The sequence below is a fragment of the Nocardia sp. NPDC052254 genome (assembly GCF_040679495.1).
In the GTDB taxonomy this organism is placed as follows: domain Bacteria; phylum Actinomycetota; class Actinomycetes; order Mycobacteriales; family Mycobacteriaceae; genus Nocardia.
Genome location: NZ_JBFAUW010000004.1, coordinates 176,837 through 198,660, shown reverse-complemented (window position 1 = coordinate 198,660; position 21,824 = coordinate 176,837). Strand labels below are relative to the sequence as shown.

Here is a 21,824-nt window from a genome sequence, read left to right as displayed (position 1 = left end):
TGCCGCACGGTCCGGTGGGCGGGGCGTGCCCTTGTCCCCGGCACAGCAGGCCTCCCTGCTGCCCGAACGCCTGCGGGGTACGCCGGCGGCGAATCTCTTCGTGGCACTGGAGATCACCGCCGACGCCGACGTCGACGCACTCGGCCGCGCGGCGGTGACCGCACTGACCCGGCACGAGATTCTGCGCACGGTGTATCCGGGTGACCGCCGCATTCCTTATCAGCAGGTCGCCGACGCGCCCGAATCGGTGCTCGAGGTGGCAGCGCTCGCCGCGGACGAGGATCTCGCCGCGGGCCTGCTCGCCGATGCCGGGCACCGGTTCGATCTCGCCGCCGATCTCCCGGTCCGGCTGCGGCTGTATCGCCTGCCGGAGCGCACCGTACTGTCGGTGACCCTGCATCCGATCGCCGCCGACGACCGCACGGTCGATCTGCTCATCACCGAGCTGCTGGGCTCCGAAACCGCTTCCGGTGCGGCGCAATCCGTACAGCAGTATCGGTCGTATGCGCTGGCGCAGGTCAAGACGCTGGCCGGGAACGCCGCCGACGGCGACCTGAACTACTGGCTGGAGCGACTGGACGGGCTGCCCGAGCGCGCGACCGTCGTGGTGCCCGAGCCGGCCGCCGAGGACACCGCCGGACAGGTTGCCGCGCCCTCGGCGCGGCGCGTGGTCGGGTTGTCCGCCGCCGCCGTCACCGCGCTCACCTCCGGGGCGGATCTCGAGGCCGCGGCCACCGCGGTCCTGGCGACCGTGCTGGCCGACGCCGGTCTGGGCGAGGACCTGGCGGTGGGCATCGTCGACGCGAACCGCGACGACGCGGGCCTCGCCCTGGGCGCCTACGCGAATTACCTGATACTGCGGGTGGATACGGCCTCGGCGGGTACTGCGCGCGAGCGGATCGCCGCGGTGTCCGAACTCGCCGGCGCGGCGCGCGCACACGCCGGAACCCGAATCGAGCAGCTGACCCACCAGTTGCGCGGTGCGGCCGCGGTGGCCGACGGGGTGCCCTTCCAGGCGCTGGTGAACGTGCGCGACGGTGCGGTGCACGCCGATCTCCCGGTACGCGAGCTGGCGCGCCGCATCGCCCGGCCGCACGGTGCGGACATCGTGGTCGACATCGCCTCCGGCGCGGACGGGGCGACGGTGACCGTCGACTTCCCCGCGGTGCTGGCCGGCCACGCCGACATCGACGCCGTCGCTTCGGCCTTCGAGCAGCGCTTCGCGGATTGGGCGGTCGCCCTCGACGATTCGACGGTGCCGTCCGAGTCGTCGGTCCCGGCCCTGTTCGAACGTCCGGACGTGGCCTTCGCGGGGATGACGGGCCTGGGCGGCGAACCCGAGACCGATGCCGAACGTCTGCTCGCCGACTGCATCCGCGAGGTGCTCGATCTCGACGAGGACGATCCGGTGGGCCGGTCCGACACCTTCTTCTCGCTGGGTGGTGACAGTATCGCCGCGCTGCGGCTGGTCACCCTGCTCGGTGAACGCGGCTACACCCTCGATGTGCAGCAGGTGTTCGAATTCCCCACCGTGCGTGACGCGGCGGCGCAGCTGGTCGCGGCCGAACCCGGCGGGGAGCAGGCCGCCGAACCCGCCGCCGTCGCTCCGATGAGCGCCTCCGGGCTGGACGCGGCGGCACTACAGGCATTGGCCGGGAAGTTCGCCGCCCGGTGAACAGTCCCAGCATTCTCGATGTAGTCGCGCTGTCGCCGCTGCAGCGCGGGCTGTACACGGTGAGCTCGCTGGCCCAGGGAGTGGATCCCTATCTGGTCACCTTCGCGGTGCGGGTCTCCGGGCTCACCGATCTGCCCGCGCTGCGGGAGGCGTTCGACGGTGTGCTGCAACGGTATCCGCACCTCGGTGCGGCCGTGCTCGCCGAGGATGTACCGCATCCGGTGCTCGTGATCACCTCCGACGGCCGGATCGGCTGGCGCGAGGTGGATCTGCGCGACACCCCCGATCCGGACGCGGCGGCGCGCGACCTCTATTGGGCCGAGGCGCGCCGTCGCATCGACCTGGACCGTGGTCCGCTGTTCCGCGTGGTGGCCGCCCGGGTCGGCGCCGACGACTACGAATTGGTCTGCACCGCACACCACATCGTGGTCGACGGCTGGTCCATTCCCTTGCTGTTCTCCGATCTGATCGCCCTGCACAGCGGTGCCGGCGCCGCCCTGCCGCCCGCCCCGCCGTTGCGTGAGCACGCCGCCTGGCTCGCCACCCGCGACACCGAGGCGTCGGGCCGGGCCTGGGCTGCGGCACTGGACGGGCTGGCTCCCATGCCGATGATCGGTCCGCCCGCGCCGGCCGAACTCGATCTGCCGGTCATCGGCGAGGCCCGGCTGGACCGCGCTGCCACCGAGACGCTGACGTCCTGGGCCCGGGCCAGTGGGCTCACCCTCAACACCGTGCTCCAATTGGCTTGGGGCCGTATTCTTTCCGGGCTCACCGGCCGCGACGATGTGGTGTTCGGGCAGACCACCTCCGGCCGCGACGCCTCCCTGCCCAATGCCGAGCGGCTGGTCGGCGCGCTGGTCACCACGATCCCGGTGCGGGTGTGCCTGGACGATCGCGCTCCCGCCGAGGTGGGTGCGCTGCTGCAGCGCACGGTCGCGCAGACCCGAGCGCACGAGTATCTGGGAATCGCCGAGATCACCCGCGCGGCCGGGGTGGGGCAGCTGTTCGACACCCTGCTGGTCTTCGAGAATTCGCCCACCGGGTCGGTGACCGCCGCGATGCCGATGGGGGGTGGTGCCACACTCACGCCCCGCCGGGTGGATTCGCCGAGCCACTATCCGCTCGCGATCGTGCCGGTGGTGGAGAACGGCGAGCTGATCTGCCGCGTGGAAACCCGCCCGGACGTCCTGACGACCTTCGACCCGGACCGGATGGCGCGGCGCGTGCTGGCGGTCGCCACCCGGATCGCGCGGGCGCCGCGGTGCAGCGCGGTCGAGGTGCTGCTGCCGGACGAATCCGTCACGCTGAGCGCGGACGGCGCGTCGCCGCATGTGGAACGTGGTGCGCGGGCCGGCTCGACCGATCGTGCCACGGCGACCGGTGCGGCCGATGATTCGATCGCCGGTGCGCCCGCCGCCGATGTGGCGGGCAGCGCCGGTGCCGCCCACCGGGTTGCGGCCGGGGGCTTCCGGACCGTTCCGGAGGCGCTGTGCGCCGCCGTCGACGCGGCAGCCGGTACCACCGCCGTGGTCGATGGATTCGGCGCGCACACCTACTCCGAATTCGGCGCCGCTGTGCGCACTTTGGCGACCGCACTCGAATCATCCGGTGTCGGTCCCGGTGCTGCCGTCGCCTCCATGCTGCCGCGTGATCGCCGGGTTCTGCAGGCGCCCTTCGCCGTCGGATCCACCGGTGCGGTCTGCGTACACATCGATCCGGCGACACCGGCCGACCGGGTCGCCTACCTGCTGACGACCAGTGGTGCTCGGGTGGTGCTGGCCGATGCCGATCGCGCGGAGGTGCTCGCGGAGGTGCGGGCGCAAGGGGTGCAGTGCCGTCACGGCATTCCGGACAACGGCGGCAGGCTCCGATTCGCCGATCCCGACAGCGGTGCGGGTGCCACCCCCGGTCCGCGAGTCCGCGCCGACATCGTCGACGACTCGTCCAGTGCGGATCTTCAAGGGGCACCGAGCAACTCGGCGTTCCCGAACCGCTCGGCCGCAACGGTGTCACCGGAGCTCGTCGAGCGACCTCGTGCCCCGCGTGGATATCCCGATGCTCCCTTCTATGTGGTCTTCACCTCCGGAACCACCGGCAGGCCCAAGGGCGTCGCGGTCCCGCATCGCGCGCTGCTCGACCACTGGTCCAATCACGAACGCCGCATCTTCGCCCCCACCTCGGCCGCGCTGGGCCGCACGCTGCGCATCGGGCACGGGTGGTCGACCGGCTTCGATGCCGCCTGGCAGCCCACGGTGGCCCTGCTGAGCGGGCATACGGTCGTGCTGCTCGGTGACGAGGTGCGTACCGATGCCGAGCGGATCGTCGGTGCCATCGACGAATTCGGCATCGACATCTTCGATACCTCACCGTCGATGCTGAATCGCCTGATCGCCGCTGGACTGTTCCGCACGGCCGACGGCGCGGAGAGCTGTCCGCTCGCGATTCTGGCGCTCGGCGGGGAGGCGATCAGCCCGGATACCTGGCGGCGTCTGCAGGGGCTGCCGACCACCCGGGTGATCAACTTCTACGGCCCCACCGAGACCACGGTCGAGGCCCTGATGGCCGATGTGCACTCCCACGACGCTCCCACCATCGGCCGGCCGTTCGACGCGATGATCGCGCATGTACTCGACCATCGGCTGCGGCCGGTGCCGCCCGGCGGTCAGGGCGAGTTGTATCTGTCCGGTCCGCAGCTCGCCCTCGGCTATCTGGCTCGGCCGGGTGCCACCGCCTCGACCTTCGTGGCCGGTGACGCGGGCGAAAGGCGTTACCGCACCGGTGATCTGGTGCGCCGAGCTGTCGACGGCACGGTCTCCTACGAAGGCCGTATCGATTCCCAGGTGAAGATCAACGGTTACCGTGTCGAACCCGATGAGGTGAGCGTCGTACTTCGCGAACTCGACGGGGTGCGGCACGCCGCCGCACTGGCGTTCACCGACAACGGCCGTACCCGCCTGGGTGCGCTGGTGGTGGGCGATCGCCCGGTCGGGGGTATCCGGTCCGAACTGGCACGCCGGCTGCCACAGTTCCTGGTGCCGACCCGGATCGTGCGGGTCGACGAGATCCCGTTGAATCGCAACGACAAACTCGATGTGCACGCGGCCACCGCACTGCTGGCTCGGCCGGCGGCCACCGGTGCGGCGGCCGAGCCGAGCACCGACACCGAACGTGCCCTGCTCGCGGTGCTGGCGGCGATGAGTGGCGAGAGCGCGGCGGGATCCCGGATCGGAATCCTGGACAGCCTGGTCGATCTGGGGATCGACAGCATCGGCGTCATCGATCTGGTGTCGCGGCTGCGCGGCGGCGGATATCGCATCTCGGCGCGGGAAGTGCTTGCGGCGGCCGATCTTCGTGATCTGGCGCAGCGGCTGGACCACCCGGTGGGCGACGAGAGCGAGGCGGCAGAGGTCAGGAGCGCCGGTGCCGTCCTGCCGCTGACCGCGCTGGCGCACGAGATCATCTCGCATGGCGATTACCGCTATCTCGCCCAATCACAGGTCATCTCGCTCGCCGCCGAGGCCACAGCGGAGTCGGTGATCGAGCGACTCGAGGCGCTGGCGATCGCGCATCCGAGTCTGCGTTCGCGACTCGACCTCGCCGCCGAGGGCGGTCCGGCGCTGATCGTGGGGGAGAGTTCCAGCGCCGCGGAACTGCTCACGGTGGTCGACGAGCGCGACGATGCCGGTGCCGCAACGCATCTGGCCGATACCGTCGGCCGCCTCGATCCTGATCGGGGCCGGATGGTCGCCGCCACCGTGCTCGCCGGGCCGCGGCCGCGCCTGGTGTTGTCCATCCATCACCTCGCGGTGGATGTGGTGTCCTGGCTGATTCTCGTCGACGACCTGCGCCGGATGGAGCAGGGACAGTCGCCGCTGAACGAGGCCGCGGCCGCACCGGCGACACCGGCCGGCCCGGACGCGACCGTCCCGCCGACACTCGGTGAACCGCTGTCGGGCCGATTCACCGATCCGCGTCGCGACCGGGCCCGCCAGGCCATCCACCGCACGGTGGAGCTGGGCCCGGACGTCACCGCGACACTGCTGCGGCGCTGTGCGGAAACCGGTGTGGCCCTGGAGGAATTGCTGCTGATGGGCTGTGCGCGGCTGGTCTCCGACACCGGCGACGCATCCGGCCGGATCGCGATCACCCGGGAATCGCACGGTCGCGCTCCCGATGACGAGACCCGCCGGGTGGGTTGGTTCACCGTCGAGGAGACGGTGCTGGTGCCGGCGGCCGAGCTCGCGGTCTGGACACCGGAATCGGGGCCCGCACCGCTGGACGATCGGACGCTCACCGCTCGCGGGCAGATCCGGCTCAATCACCTGGGCCGTTTCGATGTGCTGCAGTTCGGCGATGCGCCCTGGTCACCGGTGCCGCTCTCGGATCTCAGCGCCGAATTCGGCATCGCCGTCCATCCCGATCTGCCACTGCGGTTCACGATCGATGTGAATACTGCTGTGGTGTCCCGGGATTCCAGACCGTCACTCGTGGCGGTGTTCGACATGAACTCCGCGGTGCTCGACGAGGCCGGAGCCGATGAGCGCGCGCAGCGCTGGCGGGCCGTCCTGAGCGAGTTCGCGGTGCCCGAATTCGCGGGCCAGGCAGGAGCAGGGTGACAGATATGGGAGGGACGAGCCGATGACGGTCGACACCGAGCCGGTCGAGTCGCAGACGGAACAGACCACTGCGATACCGGCCGAGCCGTTACCGCCCGATCGGGTGGCGCTCAAACAGCAGAAGCGAGCCGACGGGCTGGCGCGCAAGCAGATCCTCGCACCGGTCAGCAGCACGCTGAACTGGGCGAGTCTGGTGGTCCTGCTGTCGTCGATCTGCTCGGTGGTCCCGTTCATCCTGATCGTCGAGGCCTGCCGGGAACTGCTGTCGGCGCCCGTCGACACCGGCCGGGTGTGGCGGCTGGTGATCGCGGCGGTCGTCGTGCTCGTGCTGCGCGGACTGCTGCAGGTGGTCGCGCTGGTGTGGACCCATGCGGTGGACGCGTCCTTCCAGCTCAGCCTGCGGCAGATGCTCGCCGCCAAGCTGACCCGGGTACCGCTGGGCTGGTTCACGGACCGCAGTTCCGGTGAGGTCAAGAAGTTCCTGCAGGACGATGTGGAGGCACTGCACTATCTGGTGGCCCACGCCCGGCTGGAATTCGTCGGTGCGGTCACCGTGCAGTTGGTCGCGCTGATCTACCTGTTCACCGTCGACTGGCGGCTGAGCCTGATCCTGCTGGTGCCGCTGTTCCTCTACACCCGCGGTCTGGCGGCCATGATGGGTAAGGCGCATCAGGAACGGTTCGCGGTGTTCAACACCAGTGAGCGCGCCATCGAGCAGTCGATCATCGAATTCGTCGACGGCATCCAGGTGGTGCGGGCATTCGGCCGGGCGCGCAAGGCGCACGGCACCTTCCAGCGCGCGGTCGACGACACCGCCGACAGCCTGCTGGCGTGGAAGACCCCGATGACCAAACTGCAGTCGGCCTCCGAGCTGCTGCTGACGCCGGTCCTGCTGATGCTCGTCGTCGTGGTGGCCGGCCTCGGGTTCGCCGATCTGGGCTGGATGGATCCGGTCGACATCCTGCCGTTCCTGCTGCTCGGAATCGGGCTGGGCGCAGCGTTGCTCGGGATCGGCTTCGGTGGCCAGGCCTTGCGCGAAGGTTCGGCCGCCGCGCTGCGACTGCACCAGTTGCAGCAGACACCGGAGCTGACGGTGCGCTCGGGTGCCGCGGCCGTCGCGGAGACGAGCGAGGCGCCGGTCGGGCTGGCCGTGCGATTCGAGAGTGTGAGCTTCGGCTATCGCGCCGATCGAACCGTCCTGCGCGAGCTCGACTTCGAGCTCGCCCCGGGCACGATCACCGCGCTCGTCGGCCCCAGCGGGTCCGGTAAGTCCACGCTGGCCCGGCTGCTGCCGCGCTTCTACGACGTGACCGACGGCCGGATCACCATCGGCGGCAACGATGTTCGCGACTTCTCCACCGAGGAGCTGTACCGCACCGTGGGCTTCGTGCTGCAGGATGTGCGGATGATTCGCGGGACGATCCGCGAGAACATCGCGCTGGCACGCCCCGAGGCCGACAGCGCCGATATCGAGCGGGCCGCTCGCGCCGCGCAGATCCATGAGAGGATCCTGGAACTGCCGCGCGGTTACGACTCCGAGATCGGGGTGGACGCGGTGCTGTCCGGCGGTGAGGCGCAACGATTGTCGATCGCGCGCACACTACTCGCCGATACGCCGATCCTGGTACTCGACGAGGCCACGGCCTTCGCCGATCCCGAATCGGAGGCCGCGGTGCAGGACGCGCTCGCGGTGCTGGTCGCGGGCCGCACCGTGCTGGTGATCGCGCATCGCCTGCACACCATCACCGGAGTGAACCGAATCCTGGTGCTGGACGAGGGCGCGGTCGCCGAATCCGGTGACCACGCGACCCTGTCGGTGGCCGGTGGTCTCTACCAACGCTTGTGGGAACAGAACGAGGCGTCGATCGGGGTGCTCGGCGAATCCCCGGTGGCGGCTCGTGACGCGGAAGGGGAACTGCGGTGATCAGGAAGATCTACGCGCTCGTCCCGCCGGACCTGCGCCGCTTCGTGCCGCGTCAGCTGGCGTTGATCGGTGCGGGCGCACTGGGGCAGATCGCGGCCTACCTGTTGTTGATTCCCGTGCTGCAGGCACTGTTCGACGGTGACTTCGGGCGGGCCTGGCGCTGGACGGCGTGGCTGGCGCTCGCGGTGATCGTGGCGTCGGCGTGCACGTATCAGCAGTTGCTGGTCGGTCTGCGGATCGGCGTCGGCATGATGCGCGGCGTGCAGACGCGGCTCGGCGACCACCTGAGCACGCTGCCGCTCGGCTGGTTCGCCACCGCCAACTCCGGTTCCCTCTCGCGCATGGTCGTCGGCGGTGTACGCGAGATCATGGGCGTGGTCAACTATCTGCTCGCGCCGGTGGTGACCGCGGTACTCGTACCCGTCGGCGTCGCGATCGGGGTGGCCTTCATCGACTGGCGGATCGCGCTGGTCATGCTGGTCAGCCTGCCGATCCTGCTGTTGGTGAGCAACTGGGCCAACAACAGCTACACCCGTGCGGACCGCCGGCTCGATGCGGCTGCGGCCGAGGCGAATTCGCGGGTCGTGGAATTTGCGCAGGCGCAGCCGGTGCTGCGTGCCTTCGGCGCGGTCGGCGCCGGCAACCGGGCGCTGGGACGAGCGCTGGAGGAACAGCGCGCTGCCGCGCGCCGGATGATCGCGGCCAGCGTTCCCGGCCTGATGGTCTTCGCGCTGTGCGTGCAGATCGTCTTCCTGGTCGTGGTGGCCGTGATCGTGGGCCGGGGGACCGGCGGTGAGCTGTCCATCCCCGCCACCATCGCGCTGATCGCGGTCACCGCCCGGTTCATCGAGCCGATCAACCGTGCCGCACAACTGAGCACGGCGATCCGCAGCGCCGGTGACGCGGCCGACCGCATCACCGATTTCCTGGCCGAGCACGACCTCGCGGAGGCCACCGAACCGGTGACGCCCGGAGCACCCGAGATCGTGTTCGACAAGGTCGAATTCGGTTATCGCGAGGGCGAAAAGGTCATCGACGGTGTCTCCTTCACCGTCCCGAGCGGCACCACCACCGCGATCGTGGGTCCGTCCGGCGGTGGTAAGACCACGCTGCTGAAACTGGCCTCGCGGTTCTACGACGTCGGCTCCGGCAGTATCACCGTCGGTGGTCACGACGTCCGGCGGCAGCCGTCGGAAACCCTGCTGCGCCAGGTGTCGCTGGTCTTCCAGGACGTCTACCTGTTCAACGAGACCATCTCCGACAACATCCGCCTCGGCAATCCGGAGGCCACCGACGAACAGGTGCGCCGGGCCGCCGAAATCGCCCGGGTGGACGAGATCGTCGACCATCTGCCCGATGGCTGGGAAGCGACGGTCGGCGAGGGCGGTGCGGCCCTGTCCGGCGGTGAGCGCCAACGAGTTTCGATCGCACGCGCCCTGCTCAAGGATGCCCCGATCGTCCTGCTCGACGAAGCCACCAGCGCCCTCGACCCGCACAGCGAGGCCGTCGTGGTCCGCGGCATCCACGAGCTGTCCCGCGACAAGACCGTCGTGGTGGTGGCACATCGGCTGTCCACCATCGCCCACGCCGACCAGATCCTGTTCGTCGAGGGCGGGCAGATCGTCGAGCGGGGAACACACGCGGAACTGCTCGAACTGGGCGGGCGCTACGCCCACTTCTGGTCGGAGCGTTCGCGTGCGACGGGGTGGCACCTGGTCGACGCCTGATCGGAATCAGCTCGTGCGGGCTCGGTCGTTCCGGATATCCGGAACGACCGAGCCCGGCGTGCGTTCCGAACTCGGGTACCCAGCTGTCGTCGGCAAGTCGGTCGAGGCCGAGCCCGATGCCCGTCGATGTGGCGATAACATGTAGCCACAACGGGGGTTGTGATGGAGATTGGTGTACGCGAGCTTCGTGATCACCTCAGTCAGCACTTGGCCGAGGTGCGTTCCGGACATACGGTGACCGTGACCGACCACGGGCGCCCCATTGCTCGTATTGTTCCTGTCGACGCGCTGTCCCCGCTGGAGCGACTGCGTCAACAGGGTGCGGTTCGGCCGGCGTCGCAACGAAAAATGGCTGCGCCCGAACCCATTCCCGCGGCAGGGTCGGTGAGTGATCTGATCGACGAGTAACGGCGGTGATCAGCTGTCGGAAAACCAGGCGGTCGATCGGGCGGAGCTTCACCGCCAGTGGTGGTCGCCGAGTGCCGCGGCCTCCGAACCTCCGTCGGCGAAGATGATCTGGCCGGTGATGAAGCGGTTGTCGGGTCCACCCAGCCAGCAGAGGGCTTCGGCGACCCATTCGGGGCGGCCGGGGAAGCCGCCGAAGGGTTGGGGCGCAGCGGTTTCCACGGCCGTGCGGATGTTGTCGTCGGCGAATATCCAGGCCGCGGCGGGGGTGTCGACCACGCCCGAGGCGACGGCATTGAGGGCGATACCGGCCCCGGCCCACTCGGCGGTCGGGGCTTGTCTGCGTACCCAGCGGTTCAGCGCGCGTTTGGCGGGACCGTAACCGGCGGTCGACCCACCTGCCGAGGGATCGGCGGCGAGCAGATCCACGGCCGCTGCTTCGGCGCCGTCCAGGCAGGCCTGCACGAGTCGTTCGTCCGCCGGTGCCAGCGACGACGTCGACGAGACGACGACCGCACGGGGATCGGTGCCGCGCGCCAGCAGCGGGCGCAATCCCGTCAAGGTCGCGACGGCGCCGAAATAGTTGGTTTCGAGCATTCCCGTTCTGCCACCACCGGCGACGGCCAATACCGCATCGATGCGGCCGAACTCGCCGACCTGGTCGACCAGCGATTGCCGGCCGGCCGCGGTCGACAGATCGGCGCGGACATCGGCCTCGTCGATATCGCAGCCGATGACGCGGGCCCCTCGTTCGCGCAGCAGTGCGGCGGTCGCGGCGCCGATACCCGATGCCGAGCCGGTGACCACATAGGTCCGTGCGTCCGAACCTGCTGGCGAAGTCATGACATCCTCTCCGGCCGGCCGTGATCGGTGGGGGCGATGTGCCCGTACGGCCGGTACGTCCGGAGTCAATCTGTCATACCGGTATCAGTGGGTGACGGCTCACCGCCAGTAACCGCGCACGGCCACATTCCCCTTCGGCAGCTTGCCTTTCAGTGATTTGCCGATGGCCCGGGTGGTGGCGGCGTCGCAGGCCGCCCAGCCGAAGGCGTCGGAAGCGCAGGTCGCCGATTCGGCGGCCTGGCGCAGCAACTGGCCGTAGTTGACGCGCTGTACCCAGGTGACCTCGGTCTTCGGTCCGGTGCGCACCGGCAGCGACTGTTCGGATTCCTCCTGCCATTCCAGCCAGACCCGCGCGGGGGTTTCGCCGATGGCATCGAGCAGGGAGTTGATGGCGGGCAGGGAGGCGCTGTCGCCGAAGATCAGGAATTCCGACGGGGTCGGTTCGGGTACGGCGAATTTCGAGCCCATCACCGTGGCATCGATCTCGTCGCCGACGGCGGCCTTCTGGGCCCAGCGGGAGGCGGGGCCGCCGTGCAGGGCGAATTCGATATCGAAGGTGTCGGCGTCCGGATTCGGGTCGACGAGGGTGTAGCCGCGCTGGACCAGGTTGCCGCTGTCCTCGGCGAACCAGATCCGCACCCACTGGGTGGGATGTACCGGATGTGCGGTCAGCAGGCCACCACCGGTGAACCCGATACGCAGGTACTTGTCGCTGATCTGCTGCGTCGAGGTCACCGTGAACCGGTAGTCGTCGGCGCCGAGCGCCTTCAGAACGACGCCATTGAAGCCTTTGCCCATAGAGCTAGAGTATCTGGGTTAGGTTAGCCAAACCACATCCTTACGACATGAGAAGGCATCTGGGTTACCATGCTTGGAGGTTAGGCAAGCCTAGCCTTTGAAGTGTGTGGTGAGGCCAGATTTCCGGCCGGTAAGGAGTTTTACCTGATGCTCGGCACAGCGGATGTACGTGACATCGTGGCGGCGGAGCTGGGGATACAACCCGAATCGATCGGTTATGACGACGATCTGGTCGGCCTCGGTATGCACTCTATGTTACTGATGCGACTGGCCGGTCGCTGGCGTAAACAGGGCCACGAAGTGCGTAGTTCCGAGCTCGCACTGCAGCCGACGATCTCGGCCTGGGCGGAGTTGCTGGGCGCCGAAGCGCAACCCGCGGTGGTCGAATCCGCGCCCGCGGCACCGACTTCGGTGGCCGAGGGGGAGGAGTTCCCGCTCGCCACCATGCAGCACGCCTACTGGGTGGGCCGTCGCCAGGATCAGCGGCTCGGTGGCGTCGCCGCGCATCTGTACGTGGAATTCGACGGGCACGGCCTGGATGCCGATCGGATGGAACGCGCCGTCGCGCGCGTGGTGCGGCGGCATCCACAGTTGCGGGTGCAGTTCACCGACAGCGGAACCCAGCGGGTGCTGCCCGAACCGCAGCGACCGGTGTTCCGCGCGGTGGATCTCACCGCGTCGGCAGACCCGGCCGCCGAGCTGGAACGGCTGCGCCACGACAAGAGTCATCAGCGCATGGATGTCGAGGCCGGTGAGGTCGTCGACATCACCCTCACCCGGCTGCCGGACGGCGCGCATCGCCTGCACGTGGACGTCGACATGCTCGCCGGCGACGCGCAGAGCTATCGGCGAGTTCTCGACGATCTGGCCACCCTCTACGACACCGACGCCGAGGCGGCCGACACCGTCGGCTACACCTTCCGCGAATATCTGGACACGAAAGGCCGTACCGCGCCGGACAATTCGGCAGCGCGCGACTGGTGGCAGGACCGGCTCGCCGATCTGCCCGACATCCCCGCCCTGCCCGTGCTGCCCGAGGACGAGCGGCGCGATCCGGCACGCAGCATCCGCCTGCATCACTGGTTCTCACCCGAGGCGAAGGCGCAGCTGAACAAGGTCGCGCACAGCCACGGCGTCACGCCCGCGGTCACCTTGGCCACCGTGTTCTCCGAGGCGATCGCGCGGTGGTCGGCCCAGCAGCGTTTCCTGCTGAACGTGCCGCTGTTCGACCGCGAACCCTTCCATGACGACATCGACCGGGTGGTCGGCGATTTCACCAATTCGGTCCTCGTCGACGTCGATGCCCGGGCGTCCGAGTCGGCGGTGGCGCGCGCCAAGCGGCTGCAGCGCGAATTGCACACCTGCGCGGCCCATTCCACCTATGAGGGCCTGGATGTTCTGCGTGATCTGGGCCGGTTGCGCGGTGCCCCGGTGACCCCCTCGGTGGTCTTCACCTCGGGCCTGAATCTCGGTGAATTGTTCTCCGACCAGGTGACTCGCCTTTTCGGTGAGCCGGTGTGGGTCCTCTCGCAGGGGCCGCAGGTGGATCTGGACGCCCAGGTGGCCGAGCTGTCCGGCGGCCTGCTGGTGAACTGGGACGTGCGCCGCGATGCGATGCCCGAGGGCGTGGTGGAGGCGATGTTCGCCGAGTTCCGCCGGTTGCTGCTGGCCCTGGTCGAACCCGGCGCCGATTGGAACGCGCCGCTGTCCATCGCACTGCCGCCCGAGCAGGCCGCGGTCCGCGCGCAGGTCAACGACACGGCGGCCGATCTCGGCCGCCGCACCCTGCACGACGCGTTCTTCGCACGGGCACAACAGAATCCGCAGCGCCCCGCGCTGCTGTGGCGGGACGGTGGTGCCGCCGGGTACGGCGAACTCGCCGATCAGGCCCTGGCCGTCGGCCGGGCGCTCAGCGATGCCGGTGTGCGGCCCGGTGACACCGTCGCGGTCGTGATCGGCAAGGGGCACCGGCAGATTCCGGCTGTCCTGGGTGTGCTGGCCGCCGGTGCCACCTATGTGCCGATCGGCACCGGGCAGCCCGCGGTCCGCCGCGATCGGATCCTGACCCGCGCCGGTGCCCGGGTGGCCCTCGTCGACACCGCGACCGAGCTGCCCGCCGAGGTCACCGCCGTGGATATCGAAGCGGCGCTGACCGGTCCGAAGCTGGACGGCCCGCACTCGCCATCGCCCGACAGCACCGCCTATGTGCTGTTCACCTCCGGATCCACCGGTGAGCCGAAGGGGGTCGAGGTCGGTCACCGCGCCGCCGCCAATACGATCGACGCCCTCGCCGCCCATTTCGGGCTCGGCGCCGACGAGCGCATGCTCGGGCTGTCGTCGCTGGAATTCGATCTGTCGGTCTACGACATCTTCGCCCCGCTCGCCCTCGGCGGCGCACTGGTCTGCGTGGACGGCGAGATCGAGCGCGATGCGCAGGGCTGGGCGCGACTGATCGCCGATCACGGTGTGACCGTGCTCAACTGCGCGCCCGGGCTGATCGGGATGCTGCTGGACACCGTGGCGGGAGCCGCTCCCGCCACCGCGGACAGCGACGCCGAGCAGCTGCGTTCGCTGCGCCTGGTGATCACCGGTGGTGATCGCGTCGGCGCCGATCTGGGCCACCGCCTGCGGGCACTGGTCCCGGGCCTGCGGTTCGCAGGTCTCGGTGGTGCCACCGAGGCGGCCATCCATTCCACGGTCTGCGAGGTCACCGACGAATTCCCGGCCGAGTGGGCCAGCGTGCCGTATGGCACCCCGCTGGCCAATGTGGCGATGCGGGTGGTCAACGAACGCGGTGAGGATTGCCCGGACTGGGTGGTCGGCGAATTGTGGCTCGGCGGAACCAGTGTCGCCGACGGCTATCGCGGCGATCCGGAACGCACCGCGCAGCGCTTCGTCGAGATCGACGGCGTGCGCTGGTACCGCACCGGCGATCTCGCCCGCTATCTGCCCGACGGCACCGTCGATTTCCTCGGCCGCGCCGACCATCAGGTCAAGATCCGCGGCTACCGGGTGGAACTCGGCGAGGTCGAATCGGCGCTGACCACACTGCCGGGGGTGCAGCAGGCGGTGGCGCTGGTGACCGACTCCGGCCGCCTGGCCGCCGCGGTGAGCGCACCGGGTGCCGATGCGGCCGCACTGCGTGCGGAGCTGCGCGACCTCCTGCCCGCGCACATGATTCCGGAGATCATCGACGTTCTCGACGCCATTCCGCTCACCCCGAACGGCAAGTTCGACCGCGCGGCGATCAAGCGCGGTCTGGACAGCGAATCACCGGCGGCCGCACAGGAATACGTCGCGCCCGCCGATGAGGTCGAGGCGGCCGTGGCCTATATCGCGGCCCAGATCCTGGGCATCGAACGCATCGGTGTCGACACCGACTTCTTCGAAATCGGCGGCAACTCGATTCTCGCCACCACTCTCACCGCGAAGGTCCGCGGGCTGCTCGCGGTCGAGAAGTTCGGTGTCACCGAGGTTTTCGGTGGCCGCACGGTACGGCGTATCAGCGCCGGACTGGTCGCTGCCGACACCGCCCCCGGCCGGCTGGCGCGGGTCTCGCGAATTCTGCTCGAACTCGCCGAGGTCGATGTGCCACAAACGGATTCGGCCCTGGCCGGAAGCGACCGCTGAGCGCGGTCCGCGATATCTCGTCGTAGGAAGATTGGTTCGTCACATGCGTTCGCTCGAAGACCTGCAGGCAGCGATGGCGGCTCGGCTCGCCGAGGAAGGATTGGCCACCGCCGCCGCGGTCGAGGCCCGGCGGGATCCGGAGCGCGCACCGCTGTCGTTCGGGCAGCGTTATGTGTGGGCCCATCAACAGATCTCGCCCGGCAGCACCGCCTACAACCTGTGCCTGGCGCTCACCTTCGAGGGTGCGGTCGACAGCTCCGCACTGCGCGCGGCGTTCGAGGCGCTGGTGCGGCGGCACGAAGTACTGCGCACGACCTATCACACCGACGACGACGGTGAGCCCTACCAGCGCATCCACACCGAGCTGCCGCCTCGGCTGCGCGAGGTGGATCTGTCCGCGGCCGAGCACGAGGCGGCGCGAGCGCAGGTCCGTGAGCTCACCGAAGCCGCGGCCCGGGAGAGCTTCGACCTGACCGCCGAATCCTCGCTGCGGGTGACCTTCGCCCGGGTACACGCGCACGAGCTGGTCGCGATCGTGGTCATGCAGCACATCGCGTGGGACGGTATGACGCTGCCTGCCCTCTCGCGCGATGTGGAGGAGTTCTACCGCCAGGCCCGCACCGGCCCGATCACGGTCGAACCGCTGCGATTACAGGTGGCCGACTTCGCCGAATGGGAGGCCGACCGGTTCGCCGCCGACGACCACGACGAGGACATCCGCTTCTGGCAGAGCCGATTCGACGGGGAGCTGCCCGAACTGCAGCTGCCCTACGACCGGCGTCCGGTGGCGGTCACCGAGCGCGGCGAGCGTTCGGACAAACCACTGAGCGCCCCCGCCGATGCCGCCCTGCGTGAGCTGACCGGCCGGCTGCGCACCACGCCGTTCTCGGTCTTCCTGTCCGCCTACTACCTCGCGCTGCGGCAGATGACCGGCCGCGCGGACATGGTCATCGGCACCACGGTCGCCAACCGTGAGGAATCCGGTATGGAGCTGCTGATCGGCAACCTCAGCAACATGCTCCCGCTGCGCATCTCCGCGGACGGTGCGACGAGGTTCGACGAACTGGTCGAACAGGTTCGCGGCGTGATCACCGACGGCTTCGGCCACAAGCACTTTCCGCAGGAAGGCATCGTGCGCGCGGTCAACGCGGTCACGGGCAATGTGGGGTCGAGCCTGTTCGACACCATGGTGCTGTTCCTGCACCAGAAGATCGACGGCCCGCAGCTCGCCAGAGCGACCACCAGCTGGGAGCTGATGCACAACGGTGCCGCGCTGCTGCCGCTGGTCGTCGAGACGTTCATGCACGGCGACCGCACCGATGTGCAGATCACCTACCGCACCGACCTTTTCGATGCCGCGACCGTCGACCGGCTGCACGAGTACATCGATCAGGTGCTGGCCGCGGCCGCCCCGCACCGGCCGATCGCCGAGCTGACGACGCTGTCCCGTTCGGATGCCGCCGCGCTGTCGCAGTGGTCGCACGGCACCGTGGTGGATATCGAAGCCGACACCATCGACTCGATGATCCGCACGGCCACCGCGAGATATCCGGACCGCACGGCCGTCGTATTCGGTGACCTGGAGCTGACCTATCGCGAATTCGATTCGCGGGTCAACGAACTCGCGCGGGTGCTGCTGGCACGCGGTGTCCGTCCGGGCGACCGGGTCGGGGTGTACGCCGAGCGTGGTGAGCGGCTGCCGATCGCCTTCGCGGCGGTGCAGCGGGTCGGCGCGGTGTACTTCCCGGTCGATCCCAGTTATCCGATCGATCGCATCGAATACATGCTGGCCGACGCGCAGCCGTCCCTGCTGCTGGTGACCGCCGCACAGGCGCCGGGCGTCGAGATCACCGTTCCGGTCGTCGATCTCGCCGATCCTGCCGTGGTCGCCGAGCTGACCGCCGCCGGTGGGGCGGAACTACCGGCCGCCGCGTTCGAGCGGCCGATCCACGGCCTCGACGCCGCCTATCTGCTCTACACCTCCGGTACCACCGGCCGCCCCAAGGGCGTCGTGGTTCCGCAGCGCGGTGTCACCAACCACGTGCAGTGGATGCGCGACTACCTGGAATTCGGCGAGGAGCGCATTCTGCAGAAGGCGCCGATCGGATTCGACGTCTCGGTCTTCGAACTGGTCAACGCGCTGTGCACCGGATCGGCCACCGTCCTGCCGCCGCCGGACTGGTGGCAGGCGGATGTGGAGGCGCTGGCCGGCATCATCCACCGGCACCGGATCACGCAGATCTCGCTGGTGCCCAGTGTGGTTCGCGCCTTCATCGACGCCGGACCGGATCCGTCGCGGCTGCAGTCGATGCGCTATGTGTACCTGGGTGGCGAATCGGTGCCACCGGCGCTGGTCGAGGAATCGAGCCGGTTCTTCGGCGGCACGGTGCTCGGGCTGTACGGCCCGACCGAGGGCGCGATGGACCTCATGCACGAGGACTTCGCCGGCATCGATCCGCACGAGGACACGATTCGCTCCGCGCTCATCGGTGCGCCCGAATGGAATTCGTCGGTGTACGTCCTCGACGAGCACCTGCGGCAGGTGCCGCCCGGTGTGGTCGGCGAGCTCCACCTCGGTGGTGTGCAGCTGGCCCGCGGTTATCACCGACGTCCGGATCTGACCGCGGGTGCGTTCGTGGCCTGCCCCTTCGCGGGTGAGCCGGGAGCGCGGATGTATCGCACCGGCGATATCGTGCGCTGGAATTCGCAGGGCCGCATGGAGTATCTGGGCCGCGTCGACGATCAGGTCAAGGTCCGCGGTCACCGCATCGAACTCGGTGAGATCGGCACCGTACTGCGCCGGATGCCGGGTATCGCCTCGGCGGTCGCGGTGACGACACCGCAGAGCGCGGGCGACCTCGCGCTGGTGGCCTATTACGTGCCCGAGGCCGATTCGCAGTTCGGTACCGGCGACGACGTCGCGGAGATCAAAGCCCATCTGGCGCAACGACTGCCGGAGTACATGATCCCGTCCGCGCTGGTGCGGCTCGATGAGTTGCCGCTGACCGCGAACGGCAAACTGGACCGGCGGGCATTGCCCGCACCCGATCTCGGCGGCAGCACCGGCCGTGGCCGCGCACTGCGCGACGAGGCCGAACGCAGCGTGGCCGACGCGGTGCGCCAGGTGCTCGGCATCGCGGAGACGGCCGAACTCGCCGCCGACGACGATTTCCTCGCCCTCGGTGGCGATTCCATCACCGCCATCCGGATGGCGTCCGCGCTGAAGAAGCGCGGACTGTTCATCACGACCAGCGCGCTGTTCGACGCGCGCACGATCGCACGGATCGCGGCGGCGGCCGAACCGATCGTGGCGGGCGGCGCCCCGGCACTGGCGGAGGTGGGCGAGCAGACCGGGTGGATTCCGCTCAACCCGATCGCCACCGTGCTCACCGAGACCGCGCCCGATCACAGCGCCTACAGTCAGGCCACCGCGGTGGTGACACCGCCGCACGGCAGCCTCGAGCAGGTCACCGCCGTGGTCGCGGCACTGGTGGACCGGCATCCGATGTTGCGGGCCCGGCTGGCCATCGATACCGGCGGACGAACGGCCTTCTACATCCCGGGCCCGGGCGAGCAGATCGCCGAACCGACCCTCACCGAGATCGTCGTGCCCGCCGCCCAGTGGGATCGTGCCGCGGGTTCGCAACTGCGTGAACATCTTCGGCACGGCAGCGAACTGCTCGACCCGGCCGACGGGCGGATGGTCGCCGCGATCTGGGTGCGCTCCGATGACGGTGCCCAGGGCCGGCTGCTGCTGGTGATCCATCATCTGGTGGTCGACGGCGTGTCCTGGCGCATCATCCACGACGATCTGCGCCAGCTGTGGGACGACCCGTCCGCGGCCGCGGAATCCGGCACCTCGGTGAAGACCTGGAACACCAGTCTCACCGGGCTGGCGACGGCCGGCAGCGTGCTCGACACCCTGCCGTACTGGACCGCCGCCGCCGCGGGCGTCGACCCGCTGCTGGGCGGGCGCGAACTCGATCCCGCGGTGGACACCGTCGCCACCGTCCGCGAGATCACCACCTCGCTCGACTCCGACGACACCGCCTTCTTGATGACCACGGCCACCACGGCCTTCGGCTGCGATTTCCTCGACATCCAGGTGGCGTCGCTGGCGGTGGCGGTGCACCGGTTCCGGCAGCGCCGCGACTCCGATGCCGCCACGGTGTCGCTGACCATGGAACGGCACGGCCGCGTCGAAACCCTGTTCGCCGGTGTCGATCTGGCCAATACCGTGGGCTGGTTCACCACGACCTACCCGGTCACCCTCGATGTCACGGGCGGCTCGGAGGTGGAGCCGGCGGTCAAGGCGGTCAAGGAGCAGCTGCTGGCGGTGCCCGAATCCGGTATCGGCTGGGGCCTGCTGCGCTGGCTCAACACCGAGACCCGCACCGCGCTCGAGCAGTACCGCACCCCGCAGATCAGCTTCAACTACATGGGCCGGTTCGCCGCCGCGGGCGCCGAGGACAGTATCGAGAACTTCTCGGCGGCACCGGAATTCGGCTATATGGGCGGGCACGCGAATCCCACGATGCCCGCGCCCGCCCTGCTGGACATCAACACGGTGGCGCTGACCGAGGACGACCGGGTGACACTGCAGGCGTCGTTCCGCTTCCCGGCCGGGCCGTTGTCCGACGACGATGTCCGCGAACTGGCCGAGCTCTGGGAATCCGGGCTAGCGGAGCTGGCCAAGGCGGTGCGCGACAACCAGACACGCCGCTTGAGCCCCAGTGATGTGCTCGCCGTGGGACCGACCCAGCTCGACCTCGACCGCTGGCGCGACATCTACGGCGAATTCGAGGACGTGTATCCGCTGGCGCCCATGCAGGCCGGTCTGTACCTGACCGCGCTCAGCGCCGGTGCCCGCGACGTCTACAACGTGCAGACCCTGATCGGTGTGCGCGGTGATCTCGATGTGCCGCGGCTGGGCCGTGCCTTCGACACCGTGCTCAACCGGTATCCGAATCTGCGTGTGACACTGTCGGTGTCGCATGCCGGGCGTCCCTACGCCATCGTGGCCGGGCGCGTGCCGATCCCGGTCCGCGAGATCGACCTGTCGAATGTGGCGGATGCGACCGGGCGCCTGCACGAGTTCTACCGGTCCGACCAGGCCGAGCAGTTCGATCTCGCACACGGCCCGCTGACCAGGGTCACCGTCGTACACATGCCCGACGGCGTGCACACCGTGGTGCTGACCATGCACCACATGCTGCTCGACGGCTGGTCCGGACAGCTGGTGGCGCGTGAGGTGTTCGCCGAATACGCCGTCGCGGGCGCGGATCCGATCGCCACCCCGGAGACCTTCGGGAAATTCCTCGCCATGGTCGAGGACGGTCAGGAGGCGGTCGAGGCCGCCTGGCGTCCGGTGCTCGAGGGTGTGCAGCCGTGCCTCGTCGCGCCGGGACGCGGACTGAGCAGTGACGGTATTCCGGTCGAGCGTTCGTTCGCGATCGACGACGAGCTCGTCGACCGGCTCACCGTGCTGGCCTCCGAACTGGGTACCACCTTCAGCGTGGTGTGCCAGCTGGCCTGGGCGAACGCGCTGCGCTACGTGGCGGGTGAGGAGACGACGGTCTTCGGTGAGGCGGTATCGGGCCGCCCGGCAGATCTCGACGAGGTCGACAACGCCATCGGCTGTTTCGCCAACATCATCCCGGCGGTGATCGGCTTCTCCGGTGACCGGACGTGGCGTGAGCACCTGGGCGAGGTCCAGTCCCGGCGCATGGAACTGATGGAGTATCACAGCTATCCGCTGACTTCGGCGCTGCGGGCCGCCGGCAGCCGCAAGCTGTTCGACACCATGTTCGTCTTCGAGTCCTACCCGCCCGGCCGCAAGGAGCTCGAGCGATTGCTGGGCACCGCGGGGCTGCAGCTGGCCTCCTTCGAGGGCGCGGGCGCGACCGACAACGCGCTGCTGCTGATGATCTTCCCGGCGAACTCGCTGCTGCCCAGCGATTCGGTACAGGCGGCGATCTTCTACGCCGAGGACGCCTTCGAGGCCGACGACGCCCGGATCATCGAAACCGCCTTCCACAACACCCTGCGGGCCATCGCCGACGCACCGAACCAGCCGATCAGCTCGGTTCCGGTGCTCGACGACGAGGACCAGGGCCTGCTGGTCATGAGACGGATGTGGCAGTGATCCGACTGAGGTAGACAACCCGCGGCCAGGCCGCAGAGCCCAACGATACGGGGATCGGGAG

Annotated in this window: 9 protein-coding genes; 7 read left to right on the top strand and 2 right to left on the bottom strand. The window is 69.2% G+C overall.

The window, feature by feature from the left end; translation table 11 throughout:
* The first annotated feature begins 25 nt into the window (after positions 1-25).
* The 5 genes from AB0L57_RS13020 to AB0L57_RS13000 all read left to right on the top strand — a co-directional run bounded on the left by AB0L57_RS13020 (position 26) and on the right by AB0L57_RS13000 (position 10,350).
* Positions 26-1,675 carry a condensation domain-containing protein gene (locus AB0L57_RS13020; protein WP_364960904.1) on the top strand — a complete coding sequence of 550 codons (1,650 nt, stop codon included), beginning with the start codon at positions 26-28 and terminating at the stop codon, positions 1,673-1,675.
* A complete protein-coding gene (locus AB0L57_RS13015; protein WP_364960902.1) occupies positions 1,672-6,291 on the top strand; it encodes an AMP-binding protein in 4,620 nt (1,539 codons plus the stop codon). Before AB0L57_RS13020 ends, AB0L57_RS13015 begins: the two co-directional genes overlap by 4 nt.
* 22 nt (positions 6,292-6,313) lie before the next feature.
* On the top strand, positions 6,314-8,215 hold the full coding sequence (locus AB0L57_RS13010; protein WP_364960900.1) for an ABC transporter ATP-binding protein: 1,902 nt from the start codon (positions 6,314-6,316) through the stop codon (positions 8,213-8,215).
* Complete coding sequence (locus AB0L57_RS13005) at positions 8,212-9,942, top strand: ABC transporter ATP-binding protein (protein ID WP_364960898.1); 1,731 nt, start codon at positions 8,212-8,214, stop codon at positions 9,940-9,942. Before AB0L57_RS13010 ends, AB0L57_RS13005 begins: the two co-directional genes overlap by 4 nt.
* A gap of 162 nt (positions 9,943-10,104) precedes the next feature.
* Positions 10,105-10,350, top strand: coding sequence for a type II toxin-antitoxin system prevent-host-death family antitoxin (locus AB0L57_RS13000; RefSeq protein ID WP_364960896.1), 246 nt, complete (start codon positions 10,105-10,107; stop codon positions 10,348-10,350).
* Positions 10,351-10,398: 48 nt separating this feature from the next.
* Here the strand turns inward: AB0L57_RS13000 and AB0L57_RS12995 are convergent, their stop codons facing one another.
* Both AB0L57_RS12995 and AB0L57_RS12990 read right to left on the bottom strand, forming a co-directional pair.
* Positions 10,399-11,190: an SDR family oxidoreductase gene (locus AB0L57_RS12995; RefSeq protein ID WP_364960894.1), complete on the bottom strand. Its 792-nt coding sequence runs from the start codon at positions 11,188-11,190 to the stop codon at positions 10,399-10,401.
* Between the two features lie 99 nt (positions 11,191-11,289).
* Entirely contained in the window at positions 11,290-11,988 is a 699-nt protein-coding gene (locus tag AB0L57_RS12990; protein ID WP_364960892.1) for a siderophore-interacting protein, read from the bottom strand.
* A gap of 147 nt (positions 11,989-12,135) precedes the next feature.
* Here AB0L57_RS12990 and AB0L57_RS12985 point away from each other — a divergent pair, with 147 nt between their 5' ends.
* Complete coding sequence (locus tag AB0L57_RS12985; RefSeq protein WP_364960890.1) at positions 12,136-15,618, top strand: amino acid adenylation domain-containing protein; 3,483 nt, start codon at positions 12,136-12,138, stop codon at positions 15,616-15,618.
* A gap of 43 nt (positions 15,619-15,661) precedes the next feature.
* Positions 15,662-21,763 (top strand): amino acid adenylation domain-containing protein, encoded by a 6,102-nt coding sequence (locus AB0L57_RS12980; protein WP_364960888.1) that lies wholly within the window; start codon positions 15,662-15,664, stop codon positions 21,761-21,763.
* The last annotated feature ends 61 nt before the right edge of the window (positions 21,764-21,824 follow it).